Here is a 24,432-nt window from a genome sequence, read left to right on the forward strand (position 1 = left end):
CATTTCATGAATTTACATTACAGGCAGCATAAAAATACCGCCAGCCGTGTATCGGCTGACGGAGAAAAATTTATTGTTTTTCATTGTCCTCTTGACGGGTAGCACACCATTCGGGAGGATGCCTCCTGCTACTTTTTTATTATAAGTCTGCCCTTGATTTTCCGCTGCGCCAGCTCTGTGCTTGGCGCGGCGCTTCGTGCTGTCCAGAATACAAAGACACCCATGCTGATCAGCCTGGTGGCAAATGCAGTGAATATTGTGCTGAATTATCTGCTGATTTACACGGCAGATCTGGGAGTGGCCGGGGCGGCGGCTTCTTCTGCGGTCTCCTATGTATTGTCCGGTGTGCTGATGTACAGAGCCTGCCGGAAAAACAGGCTTCTGACCTGGAAATGGAAGGAGTTTTCGCTGGAAAAGGGATTGCTGAGGGAATGTGCTGTGACAGGGCTTCCGGTGCTGGGAGTGAGCATAGTCTCCTGTCTGGGATATGTAGTATTTGCAGGGCTCGTATCCGGAATGGGAACAACCGTCTTTGCGGCTCATTCCATTGCAGTGACTGCAGAAACGATTTTCTACGTGCCCGGCTATGGCCTGCGCTCTGCGGCGTCTACGCTTATCAGCAGCGCCCGCGGAGAGGGCAATATGGAGAAGCTGAAAAGGACTGGGCTAATCGGTATTTTTCTTACGATAGGGATGATGTGCGTAAGCGGCGTGCTGCTGTATTTGAGCGCGCGTTTTTTGATGCGTATTTTTTCTCCTGCGGAGGAAGTGGTGAGCCTCGGGGCAGAAATGCTGCGTCTTGTAGCCCTGTCCGAGCCCTTCTTTGGCTTTATGGTAGTGCTGGAAGGAATTTTTTACGGACTGGGGCGGACCCGCTACGCTTTCTTTGTAGAGACTGCAGGCATGTGGGGAGTGCGGATCCTGTTTACCTTCCTGTGTGTGCGGGTTTGGGATCTGGGACTTCGCGCAGTCTGGTATTGCATGATTGCAGACAACGTATGTAAGGCTCTGCTGTTTGCGGTTCCCGCTCTGCGTATTTTACTTTCGGGGAGAAATCATGCGGCGGCTTCCGAGAGGACGGGGAAGCCGGAGAGGCGGCTCAGCAGCTTGTGATATACAGCGATATTGCGGGGAATTATCGGTTTCCTGTCTTGTGCCTTTTCCTCTGACATAGTAAAATAAGGATGTATTTGGAATTTACCTTATACCATAAGTATTGTGTGGTAAAACTATGATAAAAGGTTAGAGGAGGTAACTGCAATGAAAGAAATCAAGTATGTCGTATCGAATCCGAATGGCGTTCACGCCCGGCCCTGCGCGCTGCTGGCACAGTGCTGCATGAATTTCAAGAGCCAGATCACGGTGAGCGTGGAGGAGGAGACTGCTTCGGCCCAGAACGTTCTGGAGCTGATGGCGCTGCATGCAAAGAAGGGCGACACGCTGGAGATCCGGATTGAGGGAGCGGATGAGGAGCAGGCTTATGTGGCGGTACAGCAGGTTCTCGATCACAGCTTTAATGAAAAGAGAGCGGGCCAGATCTTAAAGATCGCGTTCTTCGGCACAAAGGATTATGACAGAATTTTTTTCAGCGAGCTTTCCAGAGATAAAGGAGAAGGAACCTACAATTGTGAGATTAAATATTTCAGCTCCAACCTGGGGCCGGAGACAGCCGGAATGTCCAAAGGGTACGATGCTGTATGCGTGTTTGTAAATGACAACGTATCCAGGCCGGTGGTAGAGCAGCTGCATGACAATGGCGTCCGCCTGATTCTGCTCCGCTGCGCCGGCTTCAATAACGTAGATTTGGAAGCAGCGAAGGAATACGGAATCACTGTGCTGCGCGTACCCGCTTATTCTCCCTATGCGGTAGCGGAGCATGCCATGGCGATTCTTCAGGAGGCTAACCGCCGTCTGCACAAGGCCTACAATAAAGTGAGAGACAACAACTTTGCCCTCAGCGGCCTGCTGGGAATGGATCTGCACAATAAGGTGGCAGGCATTGTAGGAACCGGAAAGATCGGTATCTGCATGGCAAAGATTTGCAAGGGATACGGAATGACTGTGCTTGGATGGGACGCATATCCGAATAAGGCTCTGGAAGAAGAGGGCCTGCTGACCTATGTGGAGAAGGAAGAGCTGTTCCGCAGAGCGGATCTGATTTCTCTTCACGCGCCGCTGTTTCCTTCTACCCACCATATTATCAACGAGACGAGTATCGCCCTGATGAAGAATTCGGCCATGCTGGTCAACACCGCACGCGGCGGACTTGTAGATACGGAGGCGCTGATTGCCGCGCTGAAGCAGGGCAAGTTCCATGCGGTGGCGCTGGACGTCTATGAGGGCGAGGATGATAATGTCTATACAGACAGGAGCGATCAGGCGATTGCGGAAGATGTCACAGCCCGGCTGATGATGTTCCCGCAGGTAGTGATGACCAGCCATCAGGCATTTTTTACCCGGGAAGCCATGCAGGCGATTGCAGTGGTGACCATGGAAAATGCCCGCAACTTTAACGAAGGAAACGATTACGGAGACGCGGAGGTAAAGGCCTGACAGACAGGCGGAGAGGTTATGAAGATTACAGTACTGGACGGCGGTGTGGAGAATCCCGGGGATTTGAGCTGGGAAGAGCTTGGAAGGCTGGGAGAGCTCACCGTATATGAGCGGACAGCTGCGGCAGACGAGACGGAAATCGCAGAGCGGATTGCAGACGCCTCCGTGGTGATTACAAACAAAACGCCGATCAGCCGCAGAGTGCTGGAGCTCTGCCCATCGGTGAAATTTATCAGCGTACTGGCTACAGGGTATAATGTGGTTGACTGTGAGGCGGCAAAGGAAAAGGGAATTCCGGTGTCGAATGTTCCGGCCTACGGGACGGACGCGGTAGGACAGTTTGCCATAGCGCTGCTTTTGGAGATCTGCCATCATATAGGGGCTCATTCGGAGGCGGTGCACCAGGAGCGCTGGGAGAAGAGCACAGACTGGTGCTTCTGGGATTATCCGCTGATCGAGCTGGCAGGAAAGACGATGGGAATCATCGGCTTCGGAAGAATCGGGCAGAAGACCGGGACGATTGCGAAGGCACTGGGGATGAAGGTGCTTGCGTACAGTCCTCATGAGAGGGAAAGCGGGAAAAGCATAGCAGACTATACAGACCTGGACACGCTGCTTGCGGAGTCGGACGTCATTTCTCTGCATTGTCCGCTCTTTCCGGAGACAAAAGGAATCATCAACCGCGATACGATAGCAAAGATGAAGGATGGCGTCATCATCCTGAACAACAGCAGAGGGCCGCTGATAGAAGAACAGGATTTGGCGGACGCTCTGAACTGCGGCAAGGTATATGCGGCCGGGCTGGATGTGATGAGCGAAGAGCCTGTCCGGGGAGACAATCCGCTGCTGAAGGCGAAAAACTGTATCATTACTCCTCATATTTCCTGGGCTTCCAGGGAGAGCCGCCAGAGGATTATGGACAGCACGGTGGAGAACGTAAGGGCTTTTCTGGCCGGGGCTCCCATCAATGTGGTAAACAGATAGGCAGGCCAGGCAGGAGACAGCAGCCGGGTAAAAGCCTCCCGCAAGCCGCGCAGAGGACGGCTTGCGGGAGACTTTCCGTAAGGCGGGCGGGGCAGCCGGCAGAAAAACAGTACCGCAGAGTGTTGCCCGGAAGCTGCTGAAAAAAATGAAAAAAGTGCTTGCAAAATATATGGAAGTATGATAATATAATCGGGCACGGCATGAGTGATGCCGCTGCGATAAAGCCCAAAGGGGCAGTATATATGGCTCCTTGGTCAAGCGGTTAAGACATCGCCCTTTCACGGCGGTAACACGGGTTCGATTCCCGTAGGAGTCATTTTTAATCTTGACGCATATGTACGTCTTTGATAAAATATAATAGGTATATGGCGCAGTAGCCAAGTGGTAAGGCGTGGGTCTGCAACACCCTGATGCACCGGTTCAAATCCGGTCTGCGCCTCTAAGTGAGGAAGAGCTGAAGGTCTTGTATATACAGGGATTCAGCTCTTTTTCTGTGCAAAATCCGGAGCGCGCCATATTTTGCAGGGAGCGCTGTGGTTCGGAGCTTCTGGAAGATTGACGGAAAATCAGCAGAAATAAGAGAAGAAAAGGCTGCTATTTTCTGATTGCGAAGCTGTATTCCTCAGGGTACAATGAGATCGGAAGGGGACAGGGGGGCATTTTGTATTTTAATATTTTAAATAGAAAAGATGTATAATTTCGGGAAGGAACAGGAGAAATATAGTAATGAAACAGAAAATTTGGCTTTTTGTTCTCTGCGGCATCCTGCTTCTGGCGGGGATCGTGGGAAGCATTCTGGTTCTTCAAAGGCCGGATACCAGCCAGGTAGAGATTGTACAGGATGGAACTGTGCTTTACAGCTTTGACCTGGACAGTGAAGAGGATCAGGTTATCGAGGTGGAATATAACGGGCAGGTAAACCGGATTGAGATTCGTGATCACCAGATTCATGTGCTGGAAGCGGACTGTCCGGATCAGGTCTGTGTAAATATGGGATGGCTCCGTTCGGCGGCTCCGATTGTCTGCCTGCCGAATCATCTTGTAATTCAGTTTACGGAAGGGTCAGACAGCCTGGACGCGGTGGCGGGCTAGTGACGGCAGGACAAAGGAGGAGATGCGGTTGAAGACGAAGAGGCTGACGGAGCTGGCGATGCTGACGGCGGTCGCGCTGATTATTTTTGTGATCGAGCTGCAGATCCCGAATCCATTTCCGATTCCGGGCGTAAAGCTGGGGCTGGCAAATATTATCACTGTCTATGCGGTGTATCATTACCGGCCCGGGGAGGTTATGCTGATTGTATTCGTGCGCGTTTTTCTCGGTGCCCTGTTTGGCGGCGTCATGTCTGCGCTGATTTACAGCCTGGCGGGGAGCGTGTTCTGCCTGGCCGGCATGCTTCTGCTGCGGAAGGTCATAGAAGAGAAATACATCTGGCTTTCCAGCGTTTTTGGCGCGGTGCTGCATAACATCGGGCAGATCACGGCGGCGGTGCTGGTTACGCAGACAGCCGGCGTGCTGGCATACCTTCCGTTTCTTCTGGTGTCAGGCTGCCTGGCAGGGGCTTTTACGGGGATCTGTGCGCAGCTGATTCTCCGCAGGCTTTCAGGGAAGCGGATTGTATAAAATAAAATCCTTGCCAGAATGGCAGGGTGTATGGTAAGATACTGAGCGTGTGAATATTTTAACAAGCAAAGAAGCAGATAAGGAAGTAAAGAAAGAGGTTAAAGGAGAAACAGGATATGCAGAAAAAAAGAAAATCTGTATTTCCGGGCGGCGTGCACCCCACAGACGGGTCTGACAAGGCTTTGTCTATGGACGCAGCCGTACAGCAGTACTGGCCCAAGACAGTTACGATTCTCTCAGAGCAGTCCTTCGGCGGAAGGTGCCGGATCCTGGTACAGCCGGGAGACACTGTGGAAGAAGGCCAGCTGATCGGAGAGCCGGAGGCTTTTATGGCAGCTCCGCTCCATGCCAGTGTAAGCGGGAAGGTTCTGGATGTGAAGGAAGTCGCAAGCCAGGGGCGCAGCGTGCTGGCGTGCATAGTGCAGAAGGAAAAGGAGCATGAGGAAAGCAAGGCCGCTTACAGGACAGAGGCCGCGGATATCAGCGGGATATCGCGGGAGGAGATCCTGGCGGGCATCCGCGACGGCGGTCTGACCGGTATGGGAGGAGCGGGATTTCCGACTCATAAAAAATACGAGACGGACAAGCCCATTGACGCGCTTTTGATTAACGGTGCGGAGTGCGAGCCGTATCTGACCTGTGATTACCGCCTGATGCTGGAGGAAGGGTATGCGCTGGTAAACGGCGTGCGTCTCCTGCTGAAGGGATCCGGAGCGAAGCATGCATATATCTGCCTGGAGGATAATAAGCCCCAGGCGGCGGAAAACCTGAGCCGCATCCTGGAAGAGGCGCGGAAGTCAGGCGTCATGAAGGCAGAGGAGCAGGTAGAGATAAGAGTGCTTCCCACGAAGTATCCCCAGGGAGGCGAGCGCCAGCTCATCCAGGCGGTTACAGGGCGGGAGGTTCCCATGGGAGGCCTTCCTGCGGACGCGGGAGCGATCGTTTCCAATGTGGGAACGGCCCGGGCGGCTGCCGATATGATTCTGGGCGGAATGCCGCTGTACCGGCGTATTGTGACGGTGACAGGCTGTGTGGAGAAGCCCGGCAACTATCTGGTTCCGATAGGGACGTCCGCGAAGGAGCTGCTGAAGCTTGCCGGCGGCGTCACGGTGCCACAGAACCGTGTGATTGCGGGCGGTCCGATGACAGGCCCCTGTGTGGCGTCAGACTGGAACGGGGAAGATGAGCTTTTTTATGTGACAAAGAATACATCCGGAATTCTTGTTCTTCCGGATTCCGCTTACGAGGAGCAGCCCTGCATCCGCTGCGGCGGCTGTGAGAACGCCTGTCCGGCGGGGCTTTCCCCATGGCAGATTGATTTCGCTTTTCAGGAGGAGGACTATGACCTCTGCGAAAAGCTGTATGCCAGCGAATGCATCGCCTGCGGCTGCTGTTCCTATATCTGTCCGGCAAAGCGCGAGCTGACTGTACGGACACGGATGGCGCGTGACGCCGTGAAGCAGAGAATGAGAGAAAGGGCGGTGAAGAAGGCATGAATCAGGCAGAAGCAGTGACAAAGCCTGCAAGGGTAATCAACGGACCTCATGTGCGCACAGAGCGGACAACCAGATGGGTCATGCTCCATGTGGCCATTTCTCTGGTTCCGGCTCTTCTGGGAGCTGTGTATTTCTTCGGAATCCGTGCCCTGTATCTGACGGCCCTTTCTGTGGCCGTGTGCGTGCTGACGGAATATCTGTGGCAGAAGCTGACGAAAAAGCAGGTGACGGCAGGAGATTTCAGCGCGGTGGTGACCGGAATGCTTCTGGCCTTCAATATGCCGGCAACAGCTCCGGGCTGGGTCGTGGTACTGACGTCCATATTCAGTATTCTGGTAGTGAAGCAGATGTTCGGCGGCATCGGCAATAACTTCGCGAATCCGGCGCTTATGGGCCGTCTTTTGGCCATGGTGGTATGGCCGGGCGCGGTTATGCAGTATATCGCGCCTGTGACCCTGAACGCGGACGCGGTATCCTCCGCGACCGTCCTGGGAGCGGTGAAGACCGGAGGAGAGGCCGGATACAGCTATCTGCAGATGTTCCTGGGTGAGATTCCCGGGGCGCTGGGAGAGACCAGCAAGCTTCTTCTGCTGGTGGGCTTCGCGTATATGTGCTATATGGGCATCGTCAACGCAGAAGCAGCTGTCGTATATATTGTAACTGTGCTTGTTCTGACCTTTGTGTTCGGACCGGCAGGACTTTTTACCGGAGATATTCTGCTGAATCTCTTCGGAGGCGGACTGATCATGGGCGCCTGCTACATGCTGACAGATTACGCCTTCGTGACCAGGAGGGGAAGACTTCTATATGCGGTCACGGCGGGAGTCATCACAGCGGCGATCCGTATCTTCAGTATTTATCCGGAAGGAATCTGTTTCGGAATCCTGACGGCCAACTGTCTCGCAGGAGGGCTTTCCCTGCTGAATAAGAGACATGTATATGGAACCAGGAAAGGGTAAGGTGAATTCCGGCGGAGCCGGAAGAGAGAACCCCCTGGGGGGTAAGGTGAATTCCGGCGGAGCCGGAAGAGAGAATCCCCTGGGGGATAAGGTGAATTCCGGCGGAGCCGGAAGAGAAGACCCCCTAGGGGGTAGGGAGGAATAACAGAATATGAAAAATAAAGAATTAAGAGGTATTCTTGCACTGATAGTAGTAACAGCTCTGTCCTTCGGCGTGATCGCCGGATCGAGAGCCCTGTCTCAGGACATGGCAGGCGGAATCGCCCAGTCTGGCGAGGCAGCTGCTGCAGAGGAATATGACGTAAGCGGCGCGGAAAAGATTGAGGAGGCTGTGCGTCTGGAGGACGGCGCCTACAGGGTGACGGTCCGCGAGGCAGGCTACGTGGGAGATATCGTTCTGCGCGTGACCTTTGAGGACGATGCGGAAACGATCCGCCAGGTGGAAGTGCTGGAGCAGAACGAGACAGAGACTCTGGGCTCCAGAATCACAGAGCCGGAGTTCCTGGATCAGTTTGCGGGCGCGAAGGCTCCCGTCTATCTGCCGGGAATGTCTGTGGAAGCAGAGGGAAGCGCGGATGCTTCCGGTGAGGACAGTACAGCAGAAGCCGCAGAAGATACAGCGGCAGATCTGGCTGCGCTGGAAGGAGCAGTCCTGAATGACGGAACCTACGAGGCAGCAGGGGAGCCCGCGGACGGCTACACCGATCAGGTGACCATTACAGTCGCAGGCGGAAAGATCACAGAGGTGAACTGGGATTCCGTGGGAGAGGACGGCTCTTCAAAGAGTGTGATGTCCGAGAACGGCGAGTATGTGATGACAGAGGACGGACTGACCTGGGCGGAGCAGTCAGCAGCCCTTGCAGATGCCCTGATTGAGAACCAGTCTCTCACGTTCCTGAACCCGAATGCAGAAGGAAAGACGGATGCGGTATCGGGCGTAAGTATTTCTGTGAACGGCTTTATCAGTCTGGCGCAGCAGTGCCTGGAGCAGGCAGCCGGAATCGCAGAGAAGCCGGAAGCTTCTGAGATGACTCTTGCGGACGGAACCTATCAGGCAGTAGCTTCCGAGGCGTCCAATGGCTATACGGATCAGGTGACGATTACAGTGGCTGACGGAAAGATTACAGAGGTAAACTGGGAAGCAGTCGCAGAAGACGGTTCCTTAAAGAGCGTGATGTCTGAGAACGGCGAGTATGTGATGACAGAGGACGGCCCGACCTGGGCGGAGCAGTCAAAGGCTCTGGCAGAGGCGCTGATTGAGAATCAATCCTTAAGCTTCCTGAATCCGGATGCGGAAGGAAAGACAGATGCGGTATCAGGCGTGAGCATTTCTGTAAACGGCTTTATCAGCCTGGCGCAGCAGTGTATTGATCAGGCGGCAGGAATCGAGAGCACGGCAGATACAGAGACAGAAGCTGCAGAGGAGACCACAGAGGCTGCCGGCGGAGATACCGCAGCGCAGAACGGCACTCAGGTGGACGGCGTATCCGGAGCAACCAGATCCTCCACAGCAGCCGTGACAGCCATCAATGAAGCTTATAGCTTTCTGCAGACAGTGAAATAAGGAAACGGAGGGTTCGGTATGAAACTAAAGTATCCGGCAGAAGCCTTTGCTCTGGGAGTTATACTGTTTTCCGCGGGCATGAGGGAAGCCTTTGCAGCCGGAATCCTTGTGATTTTGTCTGCAGTGTTTGCGGAATTATTAAAGAATCTTCTGGAAAAGGCCCTTCCTGCATGGAGTCTCCGGCTCTGCGTCTATATCGCGTCCGGAGCGGTGTGCGCCTCTGTATTCCTGCTTGGTTTTGCGGCGCTTGGAAGCCTGCTTGATACCGGCATGTGGGCGCTGACCTTTGTGATCGGCCTTCTGTGCGCGCATCAGGCGCTGCGCGGTGACGCCGAGGCAGATTACGGGGATCTTCTGTGGGAATCTGCAGTTGCCTGGGGCTTTTGGATTTTGCTTGCCATCGTCCGGGAATTTGCGGCGGGCGGACAGATATTCGGAAATACCGTGCTGGAGCTTTCCTTCCAGTCAGCGGCCTTTGGGGAAGCCTGCTTTGCCTTTATCGCGGCAGGCCTTGTCCTGGCATTTACAAACGGAGTCCTGAAAAAAGACTGCAGAGGGCAGAACAGCTTTCTGGCAGCGGTTCCCGCCATGCTGCTTCTGCATCCCTTTACCACAAGGATCTTCGGAGAGGCGGCGGGCCTTGTCCTGACAATTCTGATACCTGTGGCTCTGTTCTTCTCTGTAAAGCAGACGCTGAAGTTTTCACGGGTGAGCAGATCCTACCGCGGGCTTCCGGCGGATATGCTGGCGGCAGGGATTATCTATATGATATTGAGCATTTATTGATATAAATAACTGCTGGCATGGAAGAAAGGCCGGCGGAATGGAGAGCCTGGGTTTACCGGAATGCAGGAAACAGAGGTCTCCGTTCCGCCGGTTTTTTTTAGCAGGCTGTCTCTTGCCGGCAGGGGCCGCGCCTGGTATAGTATAGACAGATAAGGCTGTAAGAGAACGGAAATTGCTTTCCTTTGTTCTCAGCCAGGGTTTGAGTGGGTGCAAAGGAAGTTTTTAAAGCAGTAATGTAAATCAGGAGGGGAACAAAAATGATCAAAGAGGCAGCGGTAGGAAATTTAAGAGAAGCGCTTCAGGCACAGGAAAGAGGCGCGGATCGTATTGAGCTCTGCGAAAATCTGGCGGAGGAAGGAACGACGCCTTCTTACGGCACGATCAAAGTATGTAAGGAGCTGCTGCGGATCCCGATTGTGGTGATGATACGGCCCAGAGGAGGGAATTTTGTGTATGACGACGCGGAGCTTCAGGTAATGCTGGAGGATATTCGAATCTGCCGGGAGCTGGGCGTGGATGGGATTTCGACCGGAATCCTGCGGGAAGATCATACGGTGGATTTTGAAAAAATGAAACGGATCGCAGAGTGTAAGGGCGATCTGAAGGTGACCTTCCACAAGGCGATAGACGAGACGCCGGATTATGCGGAGGCGGTTCGGAGCTTAAGCGCGCAGGGGCTCATTGACCGTGTTCTGACCTCGGGGCAGCAGGAGACAGCCCTGAAGGGGCTCTCAAGGCTTCGTGAAATTCAGGACATTCCGAATTTGGAGGTGGTTGCCGCAGGAAGGATCACAAAGGATAAGCTGGCGGAGCTTGCCAGGCAGCTTAAGGTAACCTCGTTCCATGGAAAACGGATTGTGTAGTTTCCCCCGTGTACTCCTTGACGTAGAAAATGATTTATGGTCAGGATTCGGTATATTCCACAGCAAACGCGTCCTCAAAGCCCTCGCTGAAGTGCAGCTCTCCGTCCTCTGTGATGAAAGCTGCGTATACATCCGGAAGGCTGTCGACAAGCTTCATACCCTTTTCCAGGCCAAGGGCGAAGCAGGAGGTGCTTAAGCCGTCCCCGTCTACAGAGTTATCCGAGATAATAGTGACGGAAACCAGGCCATTGTCATAGGGATATCCGGTATCCGGATTCAGAATGTGGTGATAAAGTACGCCGTCCTTTTCAAAATACCGTTCATAGATTCCGGAGGAAACGACAGATTTTCCGTCTATCTCCACGATGGCAGCCGTCTCGCTCCGCTCCGCGAAGGGGCGCTGGATTCCGATGCGGAAGGGTTCGCCGTCAGGGCGTTTCCCGACACAGAGAATGTTTCCGCCCAGATCGATGATCGCGCTTTCCACGCCCTGAGATATGAGATAATCCTTGATACGGTCTGCGATATAGCCCTTTGCGATGGCGCCCAGGTCAAGCTCCATGCCTTCCATTCCAAAGCGCAGGCTGGCGCCGTCCAGAAAGACCTGTTCATAGTCCACGAGCGCCAGAGCTTCGGAGAGCTCCCGGGCATCGGGCAGGATGGCTTCACCGGAAGTGAAGTCCCAGAGAGAGGATACGGGAGCGATGGAAATGTCAAAGGCTCCGCCGGAAAGACCGCTGTAATACAGGCCCTGGGAAATCAGGTCTGACAGAGGCTCCGACAGGACAAAAGCGCCGTCCTCCCGGGGGAGCGTACCTGCATTGAGCTGGTATAGCTCGCTTGCTTCCATGGTGCGGCTGAAGATTTGTTCATATTCATCGCAAAGCGCCATGGCGCCGTCCAGGATGGACGTATCCTGTGAATCGTAGATGGTGATGGTTACGACGGTATTTAATTTAAAGGCTGTGGCTGTAATCGGGTTCTGCTGTTCCTGCTGCTGCCTGGCGTAAAAAAAAGCGAATATGGCCAGAACAGCCGCAGCCAGCGGAATGATAACAAATGCCAGTTTCTTTTTATCTGTCATGAAAATCCTCCTGAAGTAAATCTAAGACTGTATTTGAATAATGAGGGTTATAGACGCTTCGGTGTTACAGGAGATATGTTACCACAGACATGCGGCTGTTTACAAGATAACGGTAGTGAAAAGCTCTGAAATCCATTAGAGTATTTACAGAATCGGAGCATACAAAACACCGGGAATACATGATACAGGAAGGGAGAAAAATCAAAATGAAAAGAAACAAATGGACTGTGGCTGCGGGAACAACGCTGTTTTTCCTTATTCTGACAGGCTGCGGCACCGCCGAAGGAGATCGGCAGGCAGCGCCGGAAGCAGAGAACCAGGGTCCCGGAGCTGAGTCAGCTATGCCTGAGGCGCCATCCGGTGAGACAGACAGAGACAGTGCGTTTGCGCTGGCGTTGGAGAACGCGGGAGTATCGGAAGGCGACGCTTACAATGTAAAGGTCGAACAGGATAAAGAGCATGAAATTTCCATCTGGCAGGTGGAATTCGAGACAGATTATGGTGACTATGATTATGAGATAGCTGTCGCAGATGGCAGAATCGTCGGCGCCGATTATGAGGTAGACGAAGAGTGGCTGGCTTCGCTGGGCGGTTCGCCGGCAGACGAAGATGAGGCAAAAACCATTGTGGCCGGAAAAGCAGGCGGAGCCGCTGCAGAAGAGGTGCAGATCTGGCAGGAAAGCGATGACGGTCAGGCTCGATTTGAAGGCGAGCTGTACTGGGATGGGATGAAGTATGAGTTTGAGATGGATGCCCAGACCGGGATTATTTTTGACTGGAATGCAGATATGAGGGAGTGAGAAGGGGGACTGTGTCGGAAGTGACGGAAAAATCAGAATGAGTGGAGGCAGCTGAAGTGGTTCGGCTGCCTTTTTTATCGGGTTTTGGCTTTGGCAGTTTTAAATGGATTCGTTTCTTGGGCACCACAAGTTATTTTGAACCAGAATAAAATGAGCAAAATGAATGCTTATTTTGCAAAAAATGAGAGTATTATCCGTATTTTTTGTGAAAATGATATAATAAACAAAACATTTATCTTGATTTAGTATTGGCAAAACAGATGTGTCGGGCTAAATAATCCGATGAATTTGAAAAGGAAGCGTATTTTCTTTTCGAAAGATATCAGGGCTGGCATTTGTGATTAGCATATGAATGTCTGAGGCGGCGCAGATCTTGTAGGTTGAAGTATGCTCAATTTTTGAAGCGTCAGCCAGATAAAATACTTGCCGGGCATGACGGACCATTTGTCGCTTTAGCTCTGTTTCTGTTTCGCTGTTATCAGTAACACCATGGGAGATGGAAAAGGAGTTGCTGGAAAAAAACAGTTTATCAGCAAAATAGTATTCAAAAAAACGCTGAGCATGGGCGCCCACAAAAGAATGAGAGGCGGAGACAAGCTGTCCGCCGGTACAGATGGTTTTTATTTTGGGGCAGTGAAGAAGCTGGCTGGCTAATTGGAAACCATTGGTAAAGACAGTAAGTTGAGAATGGTCTTTCAGAAAATCAGCCATTAGAAGAGCAGTGGAAGAGCTGTCAATAAAGAGGTGATCTCCATCGTTGATATAGCTTGCCGCTGCTTGTGCGATCTGCATTTTAGAAGCGGTTTCCTGATTTTCTCGGATTAGCGCAGGTACTCCTTCATCCCATCTGGTTTTGATGACTGCTCCTCCATGGGTGCGGCGGATCAATTCGTACTGCTGCAGGATTTCCAGTTCGCGGCGTATAGTGGACGGACTGAAAAATAGCAGCTCAGAAAGCTCGTCAACGGTAATCTGGCCTTTTTCCTGGAGTAATGCAATAATTTTCTGCTGTCTCTGTGTCAGATGCATGAGAATACCTCCTGTTTGCGACAATATGATAAAGGAGAAAGTGTTATGAAATTAAAAAATCAGCTTTTAATCAGTCATGTGCTGTTGTCGGTTGTTCCACTGCTTATTATAACCGTTTTCTTTTATGTCAAGCTGCTGGATACATTCTCGGTCACTATGGCGGAATCGGCGGATGTTCTGGTAGATCAGTCTGCCAATAACTTTGATATCCTGATAGAAGAAGCAGAAAAAGCAGCCAGCACCCTTTCGCATGAAATTGTACTGCTTCAAGCCTTACGGGAGCGTCCGGAGCTTTCTTCCTACGATGCATATCGTATCAGAATAAACCGATGGATGAAAAATCTTCATAATTATTCCACGCCGCGTCTGGATGCGTTTTACGTATTGGGAGAATATCAGGTGTTTTCTTCCAATGACGCGGAGATCACAGAAAATGTATGGAAAGAGAAGGAATGGTACAGACAGACGGTGGAACAGGACGGACCAGTGTGGTTCTCATCACATGCAGGTTCGTTTGTAGGGCAGGAGACGGAGCCGGTCATTTCCATGGCGACTACGATTCATGACAGTCTGAATGACGAACTGCTGGGGGTGATTCTGATTGATATCGGCGAAGAGGAATTCCGCCAGATTGCAAACAGCAGTATGGCAGACAATCTGATGATTCAGGTGTTGGATGAAGCCGGGCAGCAGGTATATCAGACGGGGAAGGATCAGAATTATTCTAAAGGCGAGAACAGTTTTTTGTCAAGCAACAATCTGCAGTTTACTGAGAATTTGATAAACGGATGGAGTATTCAGGTGGAAGTGCCGGTGGGAAAACTGGCTTTTGACAGAGCGTTTTCAATGATGGGAATTCTCATGGTTCTTATTATATTAATGATTCTGGTAGCGTTGGCGGTATCCTTTCGGCTGGCAGATACGATTTCACGACCGGTTGTAGCACTGCGAAATGCATTTCACAAAGTGGAAAACGGAGATTTCGATGTGGTGGCTGATGAGAGGACCAGCTCTCAGGAAATGCTTGCGCTGAACAAAAGCTTTAACAGAATGACTGGAAATCTGAAGGAGCTGATGGATGAGGCGGTGTTGAATGAAAAACGGCTTCGCGAGGCACAGATCGCAGCGTTGAATGCACAGATTAATCCCCATTTTCTCTACAATACCTTAGATACGATTGCCTGGAACGTGCGTCTGAATCATAACCAGGATGCGCTGGACGCTCTGTATGCGTTGACAAAGCTTTTCCGCATATCCATCAGTAAGGGGCAGGATGTCATCCCGCTTGAGCAGGAATTTGAACATGCCAGAATGTATTTGCTACTTCAATCCATGAGATACAGTGATATTCTTGATTACAAAATTGAGCTTCCTGATGAGCTGCGCGGTTGTAGCACGATTAAGCTTCTGTTGCAGCCCCTGGTGGAAAATTCTATTTATCATGGAATTAAAGAAGCAGAAAGAAAAGGGATGATAGAGGTTTCGGCATATGAAGAGGAAGAACAGATTGTTTTAAAGGTTTATGATGACGGAGCGGGAATGAAACGGACGACACTGCAGCATCTTAATTCACTGCTAATGCAGGGTGTAAAGACAGACAGGGAGGTGTTTGGGGTTTTAAATGTGAATTTAAGATTGAAGATGGCTTATGGTGAGAATTATGGGATCTTTTATGAAAGCGTGGAAAATAAATTTACGTGTGCATATGTCAGAATTCCCAGGTATGTGTATGAAGAAAGTGAAAATGCAGATAAGCGGAAAGCAGATTAGTCTGTTAAGTGAAATCAGGAGGAGCGCGTATGTGGGGTGTTGTAATTGCGGATGATGAGCCGATCATTCGGAGTGGGATAGCAAAAATTATTCCATGGAATAAATATGATTGTCAGGTGGCTGGAATTGCACGAAATGGGGAGGAAGCTCTGGAACTGATAAAAAAGACAGGAGCGAAAATTGTAATCAGTGATATTAAAATGCCGAAAATGAATGGGCTGAAGCTCCTTGACGAGCTCAGAAAAGCGGAGCTGGACGTATACTTTATTATTGTGAGCGGCTATGATGAGTTCCAGTATGTGCAGAAAGCGCTGAATAATGGAGCGTTCGGTTATCTCTTGAAGCCAATTATACCGGAGGAACTGGAAGAAATGATCCGGCGTGCGGCAGAAAAGGCAGGAGAGGTGTGGAATGAGGAAGAAGCTGAGGGGGCAGGGAACGAAAAGCTTTTTGAGAGCGAGACTTTGCACTCAAGGCTGGAATGGCTTCCTGCCTGGCTGTCAGGAGATATCAGCCGGGAAAGAAAGGAGAAGCTGCAAAGAGAATTGACAGAGGAAAATGCAAGATGGCATATAATGGCTCTGATACATCCGCTCAGGGCGGAGGCTTCAGGGGAGGCACTGGTGGAAGAACGGCTTTTCCTGGCTGAAACAGTTTTTGAAGAAGCCTTTGAGAATATGGAGTATATACAGTTTGTAAAGGACAGACAGCTTGTCTATGCTGTATTAAGCGTACCGGAGAGAGGAAGTATAGACTGGTGTGCGAAACAGCTTAAATATGCTTGGAACAAATACGGAAAGAGTGGAAATACAGCGTTGGCGGTCAGCAAGGCAGGGGAGAGCTTAAGAGCCTTGCTTGATATGCAGGCACAGGTGCAGAAAATCGCACGGTACCAGCTTTTTGGCGGAGATTACTTTTTTACTGAAAGGCAGTACAGGGAGGAATATGATAACTGGGAAAAATGTGCAGGTTTTACCTGCAGAGAACTTGAAAATATGGTTTTGGCAGGAGAAAAAGAGCTTCTTTTGAAAAAGCTTCGCGAAACTACGGAAGGGAAGCTTTTAGAGGAATGCAGATATATTTTAAGGGCAGCATTGTTCCGGGGACATGAAAGCTCCGTGCCGCCATCACAGAGGAGCTTGGACTACAGGCCAGGATGGCTGGCGATTAAGAAGGAAATGACGGAAAGGGCGGGAAAAAGTAATGAGCTGCGGCAGGTTGTGGAAGAAGCCTTCTGTGAAATTTTCGAACGTTTGGATCTGTTGTGTTCGAAAAATATGCAGATGATGGTAGAACGGGCAAAAGCAATTGCAAGGCTGGAATATGCGGATGCAGATCTGTCCCTGTCTCTTGTGGCGCAGCGTCTGGGCTTCAACGCAGCGTATTTTTCTCATGCTTTTTCTGCCGTACAGCAGCAGGGATTTGCAGAATTTCTAACGAACATCAGGATTCAGAGAGCAAAAGAGCTGCTGCTGACGGATATGAAAATTCAGAATATCGCTCAAAGCGTGGGCTATAGCAGTCAGCCCTATTTCAGTACCAGATTCCGCGCGGAGACGGGGCTGACTCCGTCTCAATACAGGGAAAAATATGCAATAGAGACAGAGTAAAAACGCAAAAAACTGAATGAAGAACAAAAGATATGCAATATTCCCGCTGGGCCGAAACTGCTATATTTTGATCAACAAAAGGATTTTATCAAAAGGCAGGAGGTTTGAAATGAGCAGCGTGGATAAAAGCACAGCTTTGGAGTTGTATCAGACGATGCTGATGATTCGGCGGTTTGAAGAAAAACTGTTTTATCTGTTTTCTACACGGGCGATGCCGGGGTCGATGCATCAGTATAATGGTGAGGAGGCGGTAGCAGCAGGTGTGTGTTCCTGCCTGAACAGGTCAGATTATATTACAAGCACGCACAGAGGGCACGGACATTGTATCGCCAAGGGAGCAGATGTGCGCAATATTATGGCGGAAATGTTTGCAAAATCTACAGGGTGCTGCAAGGGTATGGGAGGCTCCATGCACATTGCAGATTTTGGTGTGGGAATGCTGGGAGCAAACGGAATTGTCGGAGGCGGGCTGCCTCATGCGGTGGGAGCTGCATGGAGCAGCCAGTACAGAGGCACGCAGCAGGTGGCTGTTGCCTTTTTTGGCGATGGCGCAAGCAATGAGGGTTCATTTCATGAGTCCTTGAATTTGGCAGCGGTCTGGAAGCTTCCGGCAATCTTTGTGTGCGAAAATAATCTTTATGGTTTTTCTACCTACTACCGCCGTTCTACACCGATAGAAAATATTGCAGACAGAGCAGCAGCTTACGGAATACCGGGAATCGTAGTAGACGGTATGGACGTCTTGGCAGTCCGGGGGGCAGCCAGGGAAGCTGTGGAACGTGCCAGAAGAGGCGGAGGACCGACTCTGATAGAATGTAAAACCTATCGTTATATGGGACATTCCCGCTTTGAAAAGCCTTGCTATCGTACAGAGGAAGAGGTACGGCAATGGAAGGAGAGAGATCCGATTATCTGCTTCCCTGAGGTGTTAAAGGAACAGTTTTCGGTTACGGAGGAGGAGTTGAAGCAGACAGAGATATTTGTTGAGAAAGAAATCGAGGATGCGGTCAGGTTTGCAGAGCAGAGTCCGGATCCAAAACCGGAGGATTATAAGAAATATATTTTTGCCGAATAAGGGAGGTGGCTTTTGTGGAGAGTACGAGAATTGTTCAGGCTTTGCGGCAAGCACTTATTGAGGAGATGGACAGAGACGAAAATGTGGTGCTGCTGGGAGAAGATATCGGGGTATTTAACGGTTCTTACCGGGTTACAGAAGGATTGCTGGATAAATACGGGGAAAAAAGGGTAAAGGATACGCCTATTTCAGAAATTTCCATTACAGGAGCAGCGATAGGAGCGGCCATGACCGGACTTCGTCCCGTTGCGGAGATCCAGTTTAATGATTTTATGGGATGCGCAATGGATCAGATTTGTAATCAGGCGGCAAAGATACGTTTGATGATGGGAGGACAGGTGTCGGTTCCCATGGTGATACGAGCCCCTTATGGTGCTACAGGGAGAGCCGCTCAGCATTCTCAGTCTCTGGAGGCGTGGTTTGCGCATATACCGGGTCTTAAGGTAGTAATGCCCAGCACACCCTATGATGCAAAGGGACTCCTGAAAATGTCAATCAGGGATAATAACCCTGTTATTTTTCTGGAACATAAGCTTTTATATGGAGCGACCTCTCCGGGGGGAAAAGCAAAATCGGTGGTCGATGATTTAGATCAGACCTTCCGCCCGGCTCCAGAAGAGGAATATATGATTGAGCTGGGAAAAGGAGACGTCAAAAGGCAAGGAGAGGATGTGACGGTCGTAGCGGTGGGCTATATGGTGCACAGAGCAGTACAGGCTGCCAAAATTGTTGCGGAAGAAGGGATTGAGTGTGAAATTATAGATCCCAGAACGATTGTACCGCTGGATAAAGAAATCATTTTAAATTCGGTGAAAAAGACGGGACGCCTTGTGATTGTGACAGAATCTGCAGGCTGCTGTGGTTTTGCGGCAGAGGTGGCGGCAGTGGCTGTAGAGGAAGGGCTTTTTGATTTGGACGCTCCTGTAAAAAGAGTGTGTGCTAAGGAATCGCCAATTCCATTTGCACCCTGCTGCGAAGCAGACGTTCTGCCGGATACAGAAAAAATTGTGAAGGCTGTGAAAGAAATCTGCAGAAAATAAACGAGGAGTGAGAAAATGGCGACAAAGGTAATCGTACCGAGTGAAGGCGGGGATCTCTGTGTAATATCGGAATGTGTGGTAGCGGTGGGGGATCGTGTATGTATGGGAGATCTGATCTGCTCTGTGGAAACGGATAAGGCGATGGTGGACGTGTCAGCTCCCTGCGACGGCGTTGTACTTGCGATCTTGTATCAGGAGGGGGACGAGGTGAAAGCCTTTGAACCCATTGCGGTGATTGGAGAGGAAGGAGAGAAGATAGAGAAGGAGGACACAGGAAAAGAAGAGCCGGTAGAAGAAATGGTGCAGATACAAAGGCAGGCTTCAGAGAAGGAAAAAATGAAAGAGGAAAAGCCGGGAGATAAAAGAGAGGAGGTTCTGGTTTCTCCCAGAGCGCGCAGGTATGCGGAGAAGCATCAGGTTAGTCTGAAAGAAATAGTGGGAACAGGCATCTTTGGAAGTATAACGGAGAAGGATGTGGCGGAACAGGCAGCGCATACAGAAGAGAGCGAAGAAAAAGGATATCGGGTAAGAATGTTAAGTAGGATGGAACAGGCGTCTGGACGCCATGTGATGGAGTCTCTGCAGCAGAGCGCACAGTTTACTCTTACAATGCGGGTGTGTGCGGACAGGCTTTTGGAACTGCGCACACAGCTTAAAGAGAATCGGCAGATGCCGGAGCTGGCTTCTGTAACGGTAAATGATTTGTTCTGCTTTGCAGCAGCCAGGACACTCCTACAGTTTCCGCGGCTCAATGCAGTGTGGAATGGAGAAGAACTGCGGGAATATGATGTGGTTAATCTTGGAATTGCTGTGGATTCAGGAGAAGGGCTTGTGGTTCCTGTGGTTTCAAACGCGGATAGGCTTTCGTTGTATGAACTGTCCCGGAGAAGCCATGAATTGGCGGAAAGATGCAGGGCACATATACAGAGCGCAGAGGATCTGAAAGGAGCTACATTTTCAATCACGAATCTTGGAAAATACGGCATAGAGGTCTTTACTCCCATTTTAAATGTGCCTCAGACAGCGATTTTGGGAATCGGGGCGCCTGTAGGCCGGCTGGTACTGGATCACGGGCAGATTCGCGAGACAAAAGAGATTATGTTGTCTCTGACGCTGGATCACAGGGCAGTTGACGGCGCACTCGGAGCAGCGTTTATGCAGGCGTTGAAGATGAATGTGGAATGCATGGATATTCTTCTTGTCAGATAGGGGGATGATAATGTGAAATATTCTCTGGGAATCGATATTGGCACGGGCTCAGCGAAAGGTGTTCTGTTTTCAGCCGGTATACGGCCGGCAGCACAGGCGTCGGCAGAATATCCGACCTGTTTCCCGCGGGCAGGCTGGGCTCAGCAAAAGCCCGAGGATTGGTGGGATGCGGTGATTAAGGTTGTCCGCAGGATTTTGAAGGAAAGCGCTGTTTCTGCCAAGGACATCGGAGTAATCTCAGTCAGCTGCCAGGCGCCTACTGTATTGCTGTTGGATGAAAATGGCGAGCCGGTCTATGATGCCCTGATTTGGATGGACAGGCGAAGCGAAGCAGAGTGCAGCTGGCTGGAGCAGAAAGTGGGACGCGAACGAATTTTTGAAATCACTGGAACCCGGCTGGATCCTTACTACGTATATCCGGAGCTTCTCTGGATGAAAAAGAATGAACCGGAGGCTTTTCGAAAGGCTGAGATTCTGTTGCAGGTAAATGGGTATATTAACTATAAGCTGACAGGAAGATATTCCCTGGATCCGGTGCATGCTTCCCATACACAGATGTACGATGTGAGAAAGCGTTGCTGGAGCCAGGAACTCTTTGATGCGATAGGGGTAGATATAGAGCTGTTTCCGCCTGTGCATGAGTGTACGCAGAAAATAGGCGAGGTCAATGAAGAGGCTGCGTTTCTAACCGGTTTGGCGGAGGGTACACCAGTACTATGCGGTACCGTAGACGGCGCGGCAGCTGTGCTGGAGGCGGGCGTGACTGGAGGCGGAAACGCTGTGGAAATGACAGGCACTTCTTCCGGGCTTATGATAGCGTTTGAAGATCTTAAGACGGCGCCTAATATGGCCCATCAGTACAGCATTGTTCCGGGAGGCCATATTTTGTACGGAGCCATGAGTACGACAGGAGCAAGCTATAAGTGGTTCCGGGATCAGCTGTACGATCATGAAAGGCTCTTGAAGGATCCTTATGGGCAGATGGAGAAAGAGATACTACGGGAAGCGCCTGACCCGACAGAGCTTATTTTCCTGCCTTATATGCAGGGAGAGCGTTGTCCGGTCTGGGATACGAATGCCAGAGGTGTCTTTCTGGGAATGAATTTGGGAACTACGAGGACACAGATGATGCGTTCAGTCCTGGAAGGAGTCGCCTTTGCTCTCCGTGATAATGTGGAAGAGGCAAAAAAGGCAGGAGTCTCAGTTTCATCTCTTAGAAGTGTAGGAGGATGCACGGGAAGCCTGCTTTGGACCAAAATCAAAGCGTCAGTTTTGAATATGCCGATTGCTGTTCCCAAGCAGACAATGGGTGCGCCAGGAGGACTCGGAATTATGAATGCGGTCTGGCTGGGAGAACATGCGACGATTCAGGAGGCGGCGGCTGGTATCCAGACAGAGATGCAGATTATCCAACCGGAGGAAGAATGGATAGAGCATTATCAGAAGATGTATGAAATCTACCATTCGTGCTATGGTGATCTGAAGGAATGCTTTTCGGCAATTTCACGGTTAAACAGATAATAGAAGTTGAATTCCTGTATGGAATACACAAAAAAATGAACATTCACCTAAAGACAGTAAATTTACTCGAGGCAAGCAGAATGTTAGCATAAATACAGACGAAAGGTCGTCGGATAAAAAAAGAAAAGGAGAGTGAAACATGAAAAAGGTAATTGCAATGCTTCTTTCCCTGGTTATGGTATTGGGCATGGCTGCATGCGGCGGAACAAATACTCAGGAAGAAAGCCAAACGACAGCGGAGGATACTGCTGAGGAGGAGACAGAGGAAACCGAGCCGGCAGAATCGGAAGCAGAAGCAGAGACAGAGACGGGAAGCTACAAGATTGGATTTAGTGTAAAGACGCTGACGAATGAGCCGTTTCAGGCATTTATTGCTGACATGATCCAGACGAAGGTGGAAGAAGCGGGCTGCGAATTCGTGTTGGCTACGACGGACAGTGCGGAGGATGTGGCGCAGCAGGTCAGCCAGATTGAGGATATGCTGGTATCCGGTATTGACGCCCTGATCGTCAATCCTCTTGACAGCAACGCGATTATTCCGGCATTGGAAAGATGTAAGGAGGAGAATGTTCCTGTCATTATGGTAGACTCGGGACCTGCAGAAGGAACAGATGAAAGCCTTTATGTGACTTATATTGGAACGGATAATTATGCAGGTTCAGTGACAGCCGGTGAAAAAATGGCAGAAGAGCTGGGCGGTGAAGGAAAGGTCGTTATCGTCCGGGGCGTGAGTGGTAATACGGCAGGTGAAGCGAGGGCCAATGGTTTCAAAGCAGGATTGGAAGGGACGAATGTGGAAGTGGTGGCAGAGCAGCCGGGTAATTGGAGTAATGACGATGCACTGCAGGCGATGGAGAATATGCTGATTGCAAATCCTGACATAGACGGAGTATATTCCTGTTCAGACGTGATGCTGGATGGAATCCTGGAGGCTATCGACAGTGCTGGGGCGGACGATATTCTGATTTATAGCTTTGACGGACTGACAAATGGCTGCCAGCTTGTTCTGGATGGAAGAGTACAGGCTACCATGCAGCAGTATCCTTCCGTGATGGGTGAGCTTGCCGTAGAATATCTTCTTCAGATTCTGAACGGAGAAAAGACAGCAGATGATTTTGAAAAATTTGTTGACAGCGGCGTTGCCTATGTAACTCAGGAAAATGCGGAAGAAGCATTGCAAAATGCTCCGTAGAAAAAGCTGTGACGGGCAGATAACGGATAGCAGCTTCTGAATACAGATAGGAAAAAACATGAAACAGGCTGCATGGAGCATTCGACCTATGGCGAGGACATGCAGCCATTTTTATCTCTGCGGGAGGTTTGACCAGGAAGGAGAATGATATGCAAAAAAATGTGACAAGAAGAAAAAATCCTTTTCGGAAAGTGTCAGGGCGTCCGTTTGTTCGTACTCTCGTGATAATAGCGGTCATTCTGATGATGGCGGCTCTGATCCCAAACTTTTTGAAATTTTCGAATTTAATGAATGTGCTCCGACAGGCAAGCATTATAGCGATTCCGGCGATTGGCGTCACGATGGCTATGATTACAAAGGGAATCGATTTGTCTACCAGTGGTGTCATCGCGTTTGCGCCAATGTGTGTGATTGTGATGTACCATGCGGGCATTCCGTTTGCGTTGTGTGTACTGTGCGGGATTCTTACAGGCGTTCTTGCAGGGCTTTTGAATGGTCTTTTGATCGCCCGGGTTGGCGTACTGCCTTTTATAGCGACCTATGTATCAGGGACGATTATGCTGGGCCTTACAATGGTGATTGGAAATGGTGGTTCTGTGACGGGTTTTCCCAAAGGCTACACACAAATCGGGAATGGTTCTGTTCTTGGAATTCCATGGTCTAACATAATTATGCTGCTGTGTGTGGCGGCAGGTGCGTTGTTCCTTGGAAAGACCAAATATGGAAACAGAATCTATGCCTTGGGAAATAATGAGTCCGTAATACGAATGGAGGGGCTAAGCCCGGAGAAACTGTTGATTGCTATCTATGGAATTGGAGGCTTTTTCTCCGCAGTAGCAGGCCTCCTGCTCAGCTCCCAGCTTTCTACCGTTCATCCCACACAGGGAAACAGCTATCAGCTTGACTGCATTGCAGCATGTATCCTCGGAGGAACCAGTATGTTGGGTGGCTCGGGGACTGTGATAAACTCAGCTTTAGGAGCAATCGGCATCGCCGCCATGCGTAATGCGCTGAATCTTCTCGGTCTGCATCCTTATGTACAGAATCTGCTTCTTGGAACGTTGATTATTTTAATTGTGGCCGTCAATGTACTGCTCAAGCAGCGTGAGAAGAGACAACAGGAAGGCTTTAATATCAGGAGGGCAGATACATAATGAGTGCGAGGAAAAGCAAAAATACAGTTTTAACAGTTGTAAAGCAGAATGCTCCCATTTTTTATCTTGTAATTTTTGTGTTGATAGGCTGTTTGTTTATTCCTAATTTTGGATCCAGAGCA

22 protein-coding genes and 2 tRNA genes are annotated in these 24,432 nt (G+C 50.4%); 22 read left to right on the plus strand and 2 right to left on the minus strand.

What is annotated here, in order from left to right:
• Positions 1 to 108: 108 nt before the first annotated feature.
• The 13 genes from B5E77_RS00005 (at position 109) to B5E77_RS00060 (ending at position 10,826) form a co-directional block, all read left to right on the plus strand.
• The gene (locus tag B5E77_RS00005) at positions 109 to 1,113 is read left to right on the plus strand and encodes an MATE family efflux transporter (RefSeq protein ID WP_087163340.1); all 1,005 of its coding nucleotides are present in this window, start codon (positions 109 to 111) and stop codon (positions 1,111 to 1,113) included.
• Between the two features lie 147 nt (positions 1,114 to 1,260).
• The gene (locus B5E77_RS00010; protein WP_087163341.1) at positions 1,261 to 2,553 is read left to right on the plus strand and encodes a fused HPr family phosphocarrier protein/2-hydroxyacid dehydrogenase; all 1,293 of its coding nucleotides are present in this window, start codon (positions 1,261 to 1,263) and stop codon (positions 2,551 to 2,553) included.
• Positions 2,554 to 2,571: 18 nt separating this feature from the next.
• Positions 2,572 to 3,537 carry a D-2-hydroxyacid dehydrogenase gene (locus B5E77_RS00015; RefSeq protein ID WP_087163342.1) on the plus strand — a complete coding sequence of 322 codons (966 nt, stop codon included), beginning with the start codon at positions 2,572 to 2,574 and terminating at the stop codon, positions 3,535 to 3,537.
• Positions 3,538 to 3,781: 244 nt separating this feature from the next.
• A tRNA-Glu gene (locus B5E77_RS00020) sits at positions 3,782 to 3,853 on the plus strand.
• Between the two features lie 51 nt (positions 3,854 to 3,904).
• Positions 3,905 to 3,976, plus strand: a tRNA-Cys gene (locus B5E77_RS00025).
• A gap of 287 nt (positions 3,977 to 4,263) precedes the next feature.
• Positions 4,264 to 4,629, plus strand: coding sequence for a NusG domain II-containing protein (locus B5E77_RS00030; protein ID WP_087163343.1), 366 nt, complete (start codon positions 4,264 to 4,266; stop codon positions 4,627 to 4,629).
• A gap of 28 nt (positions 4,630 to 4,657) precedes the next feature.
• A complete protein-coding gene (locus tag B5E77_RS00035) occupies positions 4,658 to 5,158 on the plus strand; it encodes a Gx transporter family protein (protein ID WP_087163344.1) in 501 nt (166 codons plus the stop codon).
• A gap of 116 nt (positions 5,159 to 5,274) precedes the next feature.
• Positions 5,275 to 6,654 (plus strand): electron transport complex subunit RsxC, encoded by a 1,380-nt coding sequence (gene rsxC / locus B5E77_RS00040; protein ID WP_087163345.1) that lies wholly within the window; start codon positions 5,275 to 5,277, stop codon positions 6,652 to 6,654.
• Positions 6,651 to 7,613, plus strand: a complete 963-nt coding sequence (locus B5E77_RS00045) for an RnfABCDGE type electron transport complex subunit D (RefSeq protein WP_087163346.1) — start codon at positions 6,651 to 6,653, stop codon at positions 7,611 to 7,613. The genes rsxC and B5E77_RS00045 overlap by 4 nt, the downstream gene beginning before the upstream one ends.
• Complete coding sequence (locus B5E77_RS16930; RefSeq protein ID WP_162609603.1) at positions 7,594 to 7,758, plus strand: hypothetical protein; 165 nt, start codon at positions 7,594 to 7,596, stop codon at positions 7,756 to 7,758. The genes B5E77_RS00045 and B5E77_RS16930 overlap by 20 nt, the downstream gene beginning before the upstream one ends.
• Positions 7,759 to 7,764: 6 nt before the next feature.
• The gene (locus B5E77_RS00050; RefSeq protein WP_087163347.1) at positions 7,765 to 9,177 is read left to right on the plus strand and encodes an FMN-binding protein; all 1,413 of its coding nucleotides are present in this window, start codon (positions 7,765 to 7,767) and stop codon (positions 9,175 to 9,177) included.
• Between the two features lie 18 nt (positions 9,178 to 9,195).
• Entirely contained in the window at positions 9,196 to 9,963 is a 768-nt protein-coding gene (locus B5E77_RS00055; RefSeq protein WP_087163348.1) for a hypothetical protein, read from the plus strand.
• Positions 9,964 to 10,220: 257 nt separating this feature from the next.
• Positions 10,221 to 10,826: a copper homeostasis protein CutC gene (locus tag B5E77_RS00060; RefSeq protein ID WP_087163349.1), complete on the plus strand. Its 606-nt coding sequence runs from the start codon at positions 10,221 to 10,223 to the stop codon at positions 10,824 to 10,826.
• A 40-nt stretch (positions 10,827 to 10,866) separates the two neighbouring features.
• Here the strand turns inward: B5E77_RS00060 and B5E77_RS00065 are convergent, their stop codons facing one another.
• On the minus strand, positions 10,867 to 11,910 hold the full coding sequence (locus B5E77_RS00065; protein ID WP_087163350.1) for an FAD:protein FMN transferase: 1,044 nt from the start codon (positions 11,908 to 11,910) through the stop codon (positions 10,867 to 10,869).
• Between the two features lie 206 nt (positions 11,911 to 12,116).
• Between B5E77_RS00065 and B5E77_RS00070 the strand changes: the two genes are divergently transcribed.
• Positions 12,117 to 12,710, plus strand: a complete 594-nt coding sequence (locus B5E77_RS00070) for a PepSY domain-containing protein (protein ID WP_162609604.1) — start codon at positions 12,117 to 12,119, stop codon at positions 12,708 to 12,710.
• A gap of 270 nt (positions 12,711 to 12,980) precedes the next feature.
• On the opposite strand, the gene B5E77_RS00075 is transcribed toward B5E77_RS00070, so the two are convergent.
• Entirely contained in the window at positions 12,981 to 13,739 is a 759-nt protein-coding gene (locus tag B5E77_RS00075) for a DeoR/GlpR family DNA-binding transcription regulator (protein WP_087163352.1), read from the minus strand.
• A 45-nt stretch (positions 13,740 to 13,784) separates the two neighbouring features.
• Here B5E77_RS00075 and B5E77_RS00080 point away from each other — a divergent pair, with 45 nt between their 5' ends.
• The 8 genes from B5E77_RS00080 to B5E77_RS00115 all read left to right on the plus strand — a co-directional run bounded on the left by B5E77_RS00080 (position 13,785) and on the right by B5E77_RS00115 (position 24,310).
• Positions 13,785 to 15,509, plus strand: coding sequence for a cache domain-containing sensor histidine kinase (locus tag B5E77_RS00080; protein ID WP_162609605.1), 1,725 nt, complete (start codon positions 13,785 to 13,787; stop codon positions 15,507 to 15,509).
• A gap of 29 nt (positions 15,510 to 15,538) precedes the next feature.
• Positions 15,539 to 17,119, plus strand: a complete 1,581-nt coding sequence (locus B5E77_RS00085; protein ID WP_087163354.1) for a response regulator — start codon at positions 15,539 to 15,541, stop codon at positions 17,117 to 17,119.
• 109 nt (positions 17,120 to 17,228) lie between these two features.
• A complete protein-coding gene (locus tag B5E77_RS00090; RefSeq protein WP_087163355.1) occupies positions 17,229 to 18,194 on the plus strand; it encodes a thiamine pyrophosphate-dependent dehydrogenase E1 component subunit alpha in 966 nt (321 codons plus the stop codon).
• A gap of 14 nt (positions 18,195 to 18,208) precedes the next feature.
• Complete coding sequence (locus tag B5E77_RS00095; RefSeq protein WP_275532743.1) at positions 18,209 to 19,234, plus strand: alpha-ketoacid dehydrogenase subunit beta; 1,026 nt, start codon at positions 18,209 to 18,211, stop codon at positions 19,232 to 19,234.
• A 15-nt stretch (positions 19,235 to 19,249) separates the two neighbouring features.
• Positions 19,250 to 20,443: a dihydrolipoamide acetyltransferase family protein gene (locus tag B5E77_RS00100; protein ID WP_087163356.1), complete on the plus strand. Its 1,194-nt coding sequence runs from the start codon at positions 19,250 to 19,252 to the stop codon at positions 20,441 to 20,443.
• Between the two features lie 12 nt (positions 20,444 to 20,455).
• Positions 20,456 to 21,964, plus strand: a complete 1,509-nt coding sequence (locus B5E77_RS00105) for a xylulokinase (RefSeq protein ID WP_087163357.1) — start codon at positions 20,456 to 20,458, stop codon at positions 21,962 to 21,964.
• Between the two features lie 139 nt (positions 21,965 to 22,103).
• Positions 22,104 to 23,156: a sugar ABC transporter substrate-binding protein gene (locus tag B5E77_RS00110; protein ID WP_087163358.1), complete on the plus strand. Its 1,053-nt coding sequence runs from the start codon at positions 22,104 to 22,106 to the stop codon at positions 23,154 to 23,156.
• Between the two features lie 149 nt (positions 23,157 to 23,305).
• Entirely contained in the window at positions 23,306 to 24,310 is a 1,005-nt protein-coding gene (locus B5E77_RS00115; RefSeq protein ID WP_087163359.1) for an ABC transporter permease, read from the plus strand.
• The last annotated feature ends 122 nt before the right edge of the window (positions 24,311 to 24,432 follow it).

It is taken from the genome of Lachnoclostridium sp. An131, assembly GCF_002160825.1.
Lineage (GTDB): Bacteria > Bacillota > Clostridia > Lachnospirales > Lachnospiraceae > Laedolimicola.